This window comes from Pseudomonas sp. PDM32 (genome assembly GCF_019219225.1).
In the GTDB taxonomy this organism is placed as follows: domain Bacteria; phylum Pseudomonadota; class Gammaproteobacteria; order Pseudomonadales; family Pseudomonadaceae; genus Aquipseudomonas; species Aquipseudomonas laurylsulfatiphila.
The window spans coordinates 74,119-81,781 of the sequence record NZ_JAHUWE010000020.1; the positions used below are offsets into that span (position 1 = coordinate 74,119).

At 56.6% G+C, this 7,663-nt stretch carries 8 protein-coding genes and 1 pseudogene; 2 read left to right on the top strand and 7 right to left on the bottom strand.

Annotated elements, in window-relative coordinates; all coding sequences use genetic code 11:
* Window positions 1–51 precede the first annotated feature (51 nt).
* A complete protein-coding gene (locus KW846_RS28780; protein WP_218486337.1) occupies window positions 52–1,413 on the top strand; it encodes an aromatic acid/H+ symport family MFS transporter in 1,362 nt (453 codons plus the stop codon).
* Here KW846_RS28780 and KW846_RS28785 read toward each other — a convergent pair.
* On the bottom strand, window positions 1,376–2,251 hold the full coding sequence (locus tag KW846_RS28785; RefSeq protein WP_007970775.1) for a LysR family transcriptional regulator: 876 nt from the start codon (window positions 2,249–2,251) through the stop codon (window positions 1,376–1,378). The genes KW846_RS28780 and KW846_RS28785 overlap by 38 nt on opposite strands.
* Window positions 2,252–2,386: 135 nt before the next feature.
* On the opposite strand from KW846_RS28785, the gene KW846_RS28790 reads away from it, so the two are divergent.
* Window positions 2,387–3,325: a LysR family transcriptional regulator gene (locus KW846_RS28790; protein ID WP_218486338.1), complete on the top strand. Its 939-nt coding sequence runs from the start codon at window positions 2,387–2,389 to the stop codon at window positions 3,323–3,325.
* Between the two features lie 71 nt (window positions 3,326–3,396).
* Here KW846_RS28790 and KW846_RS28795 read toward each other — a convergent pair whose 3' ends face one another.
* The 6 genes and pseudogenes from KW846_RS28795 to KW846_RS28820 all read right to left on the bottom strand — a co-directional run.
* A complete protein-coding gene (locus KW846_RS28795; protein ID WP_218486346.1) occupies window positions 3,397–4,305 on the bottom strand; it encodes a LysR family transcriptional regulator in 909 nt (302 codons plus the stop codon).
* A 103-nt stretch (window positions 4,306–4,408) separates the two neighbouring features.
* The gene (locus tag KW846_RS28800; protein WP_218486339.1) at window positions 4,409–4,801 is read right to left on the bottom strand and encodes a nuclear transport factor 2 family protein; all 393 of its coding nucleotides are present in this window, start codon (window positions 4,799–4,801) and stop codon (window positions 4,409–4,411) included.
* A gap of 54 nt (window positions 4,802–4,855) precedes the next feature.
* Window positions 4,856–5,320, bottom strand: a complete 465-nt coding sequence (locus KW846_RS28805) for an SRPBCC family protein (protein WP_008049901.1) — start codon at window positions 5,318–5,320, stop codon at window positions 4,856–4,858.
* A gap of 75 nt (window positions 5,321–5,395) precedes the next feature.
* A complete protein-coding gene (locus tag KW846_RS28810) occupies window positions 5,396–6,160 on the bottom strand; it encodes an SDR family oxidoreductase (RefSeq protein ID WP_218486340.1) in 765 nt (254 codons plus the stop codon).
* A gap of 98 nt (window positions 6,161–6,258) precedes the next feature.
* Window positions 6,259–6,698: pseudogene (locus KW846_RS28815) on the bottom strand (4-hydroxy-2-oxovalerate aldolase); the annotation flags it as partial.
* A 159-nt stretch (window positions 6,699–6,857) separates the two neighbouring features.
* Window positions 6,858–7,663, bottom strand: an 806-nt coding sequence (locus KW846_RS28820; RefSeq protein WP_218486341.1) for an aldehyde dehydrogenase family protein, incomplete at its 5' end; no start/stop codon positions are given.

The following is a 7,663-nucleotide window of genomic DNA, read 5'->3' on the forward strand; positions in this document are numbered from 1 at the left end:
TAAAGCGCTTGGCGACGATCACGTCCAGAAAAAAAAATAAAAGGTAGCCGCATGAACCCTGACAACGCCCGAATTGGCGAGATCATCGACAGCGCGAAGATCTCGCCATACCAGATCGTCATCCTTGCCTTGTGCTTCCTCATCGTCCTGGTGGATGGTTTCGATACCGCAGCCATTGGTTACATCGCCCCGTCGCTGCGCGAAGAATGGGGTCTGTTGCCTGCCCAGTTGTCACCGGTTTTCGGGACAGGGCTGTTTGGTCTGATGGTCGGCAGCCTGATACTGGGGCCAGTCGCCGATGCCATCGGGCGCAAAAGCGTTTTACTGATATCAGTGTTGGTGTTTGGTCTCGCCACCCTGGCCAGCGCCTACACCCAATCGATCGAGTCGCTTACGGTTCTGCGTTTCATCACCGGCATCGGCCTGGGTGGTGCGATGCCGGCGTGCATTGCCTTGAGCGCCGAATACTCCCCCGCCCGCCGACGCATGATCATGGTGACCTTGAGCTGGAGTGGCTTCACGGCGGGCCTTGCCTTGGGCGGCATGCTCGCAGCACACATGATTCCTGCATTCGGCTGGCGTTCTGTGCTGGTGCTCGGTGGCGTCATGCCGCTGGCGCTATTGCCACTGTTGGCTTGGTTAATGCCCGAGTCGGTTCGGTTTATGGCGTCCTCGGACAAGCACGCCGACGCCTTGCGCCGGGTGGTCGAACGCATCACCCGAAAAAGCTGGAGCGGTGTAACGATCCTCGATGACGAACGCCCGGCCCAGGTCAGGTCGCCGATCTCTCATTTGTTCATCGACGGTCGGTTGGTCCGCACACTGCTGCTGTGGGTGACCTTCTTCTGCTCGCTCTTTGTGTTTTATCTGCTGACCAGTTGGCTGCCTACCCTGCTCAAAGAGGCCGGCTACGATATCGCTTACGCTTCGCGTATTGGCGCCATGGTGCCGCTGGGCGGTACCCTCGGCGCCATTCTCATGGCCCTGCTGATGGATCGCGTCGGCCCCTACCCTGTACTGACGTTCTCGTACTCGGTGACGGCTGTGGTCATTGCCGTCACGGGCTATCTGATGGGTGATCCCTATCAATTGGCTGCCATGGTATTTCTCATCGGCTTGGGTGTAGCCGGTGCTCAAAACGGACTCAACCTGGTGTCAGCCACCTTGTACCCCACCGCCGCCCGGGTGACCGGGGTGAGTTGGGCAATGGCCGTCGGCCGTTGCGGTTCAATTGTCGGCTCGACGCTGGGCGCCTGGTTTATTTCCACCGCGGGTACAGCACAGGTCTTCTTCCATTGGTTGGCGCTTCCTGTGCTGATCGGCGCAACAGCCATTGGTGGTCTTTATTGGCTCAGCACTCGACGGAACCCGACAGTCAAGCGTGCTCAAGGTGCTCACGCAGAAACTCAATGAAACGTTGAGTTTTTGCAGGCAAAAGACGGGTTTCAGTGAGGGCATACACCGGGATCGGATTGGCCTGCCATTGGGGCAGTACCGGTTGCAGCAAGCCAGTGCGCAGATCGTCCGCTGCAATGCCTTCAGGTAGCAGCGCTATCCCCAGATCCAGTGTCGCCAATCGCCGAAGCATCCCGACGCTATTCAGTTGAAACCGTCCTCCCACCTCGACCTCAACCACTTCGCCTGAATGGGAAAGCTGCCACTTGCCAGCCTTTCGCAGGCGCAAGCATTCGTGGTTTACCAGCTCGGACGGATCGCTGGGTTCTCCATTGAGTTCCAGATAACGAGGCGAGGCGTACAAACGACGAGTGAGGCTCGCCAGCTTGCGTGCAATCAGATTCGAATCTGCCGGTTCGCCCATGCGAATAACCACATCGACGGGTTCGCTGACCAGGTCAACCTGGCGTGGCGTGAGGTCGAATTCAAAGCTGATGCCAGGGTACCGTCGAGCGAATTCAGCAATGAGCGGTGCCAGGTAAATGTTGGCGAAATCCACCGGCAGTGACGCGCGCAAAAGGCCGCTTGGATGCGCGAGCATTTCACCCAGCTGCTCGTGCGCCAGCCGCGCCTCGTCAACGATTCGCTTGCACCGGTCAAAGTACAACTGCCCCGCCTCGGTCAATTCGATCTTGCGCGTGGTGCGATTTAACAGTCTCAAGCCAATGGCCTTTTCAAGCCCGCTGATGCGTCGCGACAAGGTCGAATTGGGCATCGCCATCGCTTCTGCGGCTTTGCGAAAACTGTGGGCTTTGACGACCTCGACGAACAACGCCATGTCGTTCAGAAGTTCCATGTTCATTGCTCCATCAGTGGATCAGTCATTTCAATTGTAGCTAGTTTATCCCGCATCCAGTTTGATCAATGATGGTTACATCAGCCTTTGCCGTTAACGGTTGCTCAACGGCCCCCGCAGGAGAGCGTCAACTGCATGAAAGACCTTAATGACCTTTATTACTTCGTACTGGTGGTCAAACATGGAGGGTTCTCGGCAGCGGCACGGGCTACGGGCATTGAAAAAACGTTGCTCAGTCGTCATATCGCGGATCTTGAATTGCGGATGGGCGCCAGGCTGTTACATCGCACAACGCGCCAGGTTTCGCTGACCGAAGCCGGCCATCATTTCTTTACGCTCAGCCAGCCCGTTGTCGAGGGTGCGCATACCGCTTATGAAAGTGTGGAACATCTTCGACGAGAACCCGTCGGGTTGGTACGGTTGAGCTGTCCTCAGGTGATGGCGCAGAGTTACCTGGCCCCCCTGCTGCCTGGGTATATGGAGAAACACCCAAAGGTACGGCTTGAGTTGAATGCAGTCGATCGAGAGGTCGACCTCTTTGAAGAGCGCTTCGACGTGGCCTTGCGATCGCGTACCCGGATTGAAGAAACGGCCGGGTTGGTCGCAAAGGAATTAGGGGCAACCAGGCAGATTCTGGTCGCAAGCCCCCGCTTTCTCGATCGTGTCGGGCGACCTGCCACGATCCAGGCCCTGTCGGACATCGAGACGCTTTCTCGTCCTGGTGACATCCATGACGGCGTCGGCCGATGGTTCCTCAGCAGTTCGTCAGGTGAGGAGCTGCTGGTCAGCCATCAGCCACGTCTGATCTTCGATGATCTACGCATGCAACTGGAGGCCGCCGTCAATGGATTGGGTGTCGCGTTGTTGCCAGAACCCATAGCTGCAGCCTCTGTTCGCGCGAAGGCCCTGGAAGTCGTTATCCCCTCCTGGAGCGGTGCAACGCATATCATCCATCTGCTCTACCCCAAACCGAAGGGTATGTTGCCCTCCGTTCGCAGCCTGATCGACTACCTGAGCCTCCATTTACCCCAGAGCATCCAGGAACGAAGCATCACCGTTGAGAGTGTCGCTTGATACCGCGCCGGTTGATGTTTTGAGCGAGGGGAACACAACGCCTTGATGGCCACGGCTCCCTTTGAAAGCGACTATTGCCAGGCTGATTGTTGGCTGCGCAGTACCTGGCCGACCATTTCTCTCAACCACTTGTTCTGAGGGTCTCGGTGAAATCGGTCATGCCAGTACAGATCAATCTCGAACGAGGGTATTTGCAGGGGCAGAGGGTGTATGACGAGAGGATAAAAGCGCGCCAGGGTTTTACCCAGGGAAATGGGCAACGTCCATATCATGTCGGTATCCAACAGCAAGTGCGGAGCGGACAAGAACTGAGGGGTGCGCATTTTAATGCAGTCTCTGCCGCCCGCATCGACCAAAGCACGCTCCAGTGCCTGGTGACCGCCACCACCTGACTCCACCAACAAATGCTCACTGGCGACAAAGGCTTCAAGGCTCAAGCCGCGATCTGCCAAGGGGTGCTCTTTGCGCATGGCGCAGACGTAATACTGAGAAATAACAGGCGTACGGTGAATGTCAGTCTGAAGGGTCGGCAAAAAGCCGAGCGCCAGGTCGATTCTGCCAGTGGACAGGCCATTGAGCGTCTCATCCATCCCACCCACAACGGTGTGTATTCGAGCTTGAGGTGCAACCCTGGACAATTCGCTCAAGATGGGCGGCAAACAAACGACCTCGCCAATGTCGCGCATTCTAAAGACGAATGATTTTTCACAATTTTTCGGATCGAACACCGGCATTTGGCTTCCTGCCTCCCTGACCATCGCAAGGGAGGCCAACAGTCGCGGCGCGATATGGACACAAAACGGCGTCGGCTCCATTCGGCGACCGACCAGCGTAAACAACCTGTCTCCATAATCGTTTCGCAACCGCTTGAGCGAACCGCTGACGGCAGCCTGCGTAACACCCAGATTCTGCGCCGCAATGGAGGCTGAGTGGTCTCGCCACAACGCCTCAAAGGTATAGAGCAGATTCAAATCCTTCATCGAAATGCCTTTACTGAAATTCGCAAACCAAAACACTGCACTCGCCAGCAAAGCGGCGTGGGCTTCGACCGGCGAGTGCAGCTCAACTGGCACTCATGTGTGGTTATGCAGACGCTTGGATAACATTACCAGCAGATGCGCTGCTGAACAGGGGCGAAATATCAATGTGAATTCGATAATCATTGATCAATCGGGAAGCATTGAAGTGAACAACGACACAACAAGGAACATTGATAATCGTGCCGTCATGCTGGGTGTAATAGGTATCAAAACGCATGATTGTCGTGTTGCCCTCGCTCCACACGCCTTGAAGAATGTGTTCCAGCGAGGCTATTTTGGTAAAAAATGACTCAATCGCCGTCCTGACACCCTCTTTCCCCACTACTTCCGGGGAATTGCCAAACCGAAACACGACGTCATCGGTCAGATAACTCAAAAAACCTTCGACCGACATCCGATCGACACTTTCAAACATACCTGTCAATTCATGGTTCATTGCACGCCTCATTTCTTGTTTTTGTTTTTTCATTTCTGGTCGCTGCGGTGAATCTTATGCCGCTTTGCTGACCTTGTTACGGATGGCTTGCAGGGTGGATCGTACGGCGCTCAGGTAGGACGTCTGCATGCCGGTTGAGAACTCGACTTCCTTCTCGCTGCCCGCCGGTACGCCCGGCAGGGAGAAATCGAAGGAGAAGCGCAGGAACAGTTCGCCATCCTCTTCCTCGATGACGTTCTTGATCAGACCACGGGCATTACCGGAGAGGCGTACGAACTCGACTTGCTGCTCTTCAGTAAGAAGGACCATTTCCTGAAGGCGCTCACCGTAAAGCACCACTTCGCGGATAAAGGTATTGCCCTGGTCCTCAACGACATTACATTCGGTAATGGCATCAACGAACGGCACCGCATTGCGAGCCTTGCTCACCAACCCTTCCCATACCTGGCTGCGGTTCAGGTTTACACCGCCCGACTCCTCAGGGGCATTGACTTTCAAGCGACGACTTACATTGATCATGGGGGTACTCCGGGGTTTCAGGTTCAAAAGTGACCGACTCCCTGTCGAGTGTCAGGGACAGTCTGTCAGGGGGTCTCAAACGGTGAGATAACCACCGTCTACGGCCATTGCCGTACCGGTCACAAAACTGGCGTCATCGGACAGCAGCCATAGCGCAGCCTGGGCGATTTCTTCCGGTTTTCCGAAACGACCGATAGGGTGTCGTTCGCGCAATGCAGCGAACTGTTTGGCAAAATTGGGCTCTTCGCTCGCACGCACGATCATTGGCGTTTCGATGATCCCTGGCATGATTGCGTTGACCCGGATGTTGAGGGTGCCATAGTCGACGGCCGCAGCCTTGGTCAACCCGACCACCCCATGCTTGGCAGCGATATAGTCCGAGGCAGCGGCAATCGCTACCGAGCCCAGGGACGAAGCGGTGTTCACGATGGCGCCACCGCCACTGTTCAACATGGCCCGGATCTGATGCTTCATGCAGTAGAAAACACCGGTCAGGTCGATGCGGATAATGCGATCCCACGCCGCAGACGAAATTTCATGCAGAGGCAAATTGCTTTGCTCGACCCCTGCATTGTTGAACGCGCCATGCAGACGGCCAAATCGAGTGACGACATCATCGACTGCTGCGGCCACAGCGTCTTCGTCGGTAACGTCGCAGATGATTGAATAAGCCTTGCCACCGGTAGCCGTGACAGCGCTGGCGGTTTCTTCGATGCCTAGGGCATCGCGATCAAGCAGCACAACTCTGGCGCCCGCTTTGGCAAAAGCCAGTGCGGAAGCACGGCCAATACCGCCTGAGGCGCCAGTGACAATGATGTTCCGGTCGTCAAGGTTGCTCATATCCACACTCTCGTTTTGTAATGCCACTTACTGTATTTACCGGGGCAACGATCGGGAATCCCGTAAAACCACCAAAGACTGTTGCGCTGTTGCACCAATTAGCAGCGGGTCAAATCCAGCGTCGCATCGACGATCATGTCCTCTTGCCCACCGACCATTTTTCGCCGACCCAATTCGACCAGGATGTCGACGGTACGCAACCCGTAGCGCTGGGCAGCCGCTTCGGCATGGCGAAGAAAGCTGGAGTAAACGCCTGCATAACCCAGCGCCAGCGTCTCGCGATCAACACCCACTGGACGGTCCTGAAGGGCGGCGATGTCATCGGCGACATCCATCAGGGTGTAAAGATCGGTGCCATGGTTCCAGCCCAGTTGCTCGGCAGCGGCGATGAACACCTCCAATGGTGTGTTGCCTGCACCGGCCCCCATCCCAGCCAGACTGGCGTCAACGCGATCACAACCCTGACCACCGCGACGATGGAGTTGGCAACGCCCAAGCTCAGGTTGTGGTGGGCATGGATACCCGTCTTCGCATGGGGGGCGTGGTTCAAGGATTAAGTGGCGGGGAAGCAACGGCGGCAGCATGCGATGATCGACTGCCACAGCGTTCCCGGCCACAAAGGATAGGTCCGTTTGAAGCGGCGCAAAGGGACAGCGCTCTCGTGCCCTTTGCGCTTGAAGCAATGCCTTTACCGAGCTTAGATGCCCAGGCAGAGGTATTTGATTTCCAAATAATCTTCGATGCCGTACTTGGAGCCTTCACGGCCCAGACCCGAGGCCTTGATGCCGCCGAACGGCGCGACTTCGTTGGAGATCAACCCCGTGTTGACGCCGACCATGCCGTATTCCAGGGCTTCCGCCACGCGGAATACACGGCCCATGTCGCGAGCATAGAAGTACGAAGCCAGACCGAACTCGGTGTCGTTGGACATCGCGATCACCTCGGCTTCGTCTTTGAAGCGGAACAGTGGAGCCAGTGGGCCAAAGGTTTCTTCCTTGGCTACGGCCGCGTTGTTCGGCACGTTGGTCAGGATGGTCGGCTCGAAGAAGTTGCCTTCCATCGGCTTGCCACCGGCCAGTACAGTCGCACCTTTGCTCAGGGCGTCGGCGATGTGTTCTTGCACCTTGGCCACGGCTTTTTCGTCGATCAGCGGGCCAGTGGTGGTGCCGGCTTCCAGACCGTTACCGATCTTGAGCTTGGCCACAGCCACTTTCAGCTTCTCGGCGAACGCGTCGTAGACCGAATCCTGAATGTACAGGCGGTTGGCACAGACGCAGGTCTGACCGTTGTTGCGGTATTTGGAAATGATCGCGCCTTCGACGGCCTTATCCAGGTCCGCGTCGTCGAACACGATGAACGGCGCGTTGCCGCCCAACTCCAGGGACACTTTCTTGATGTCCTTGGCGCATTCCGACATCAGTTGACGACCGATTTCGGTCGAACCGGTGAAGGACAGCTTGCGTACGATCGGGTTGCTGGTCAGTTCGCTGCCGATGTCGCCGG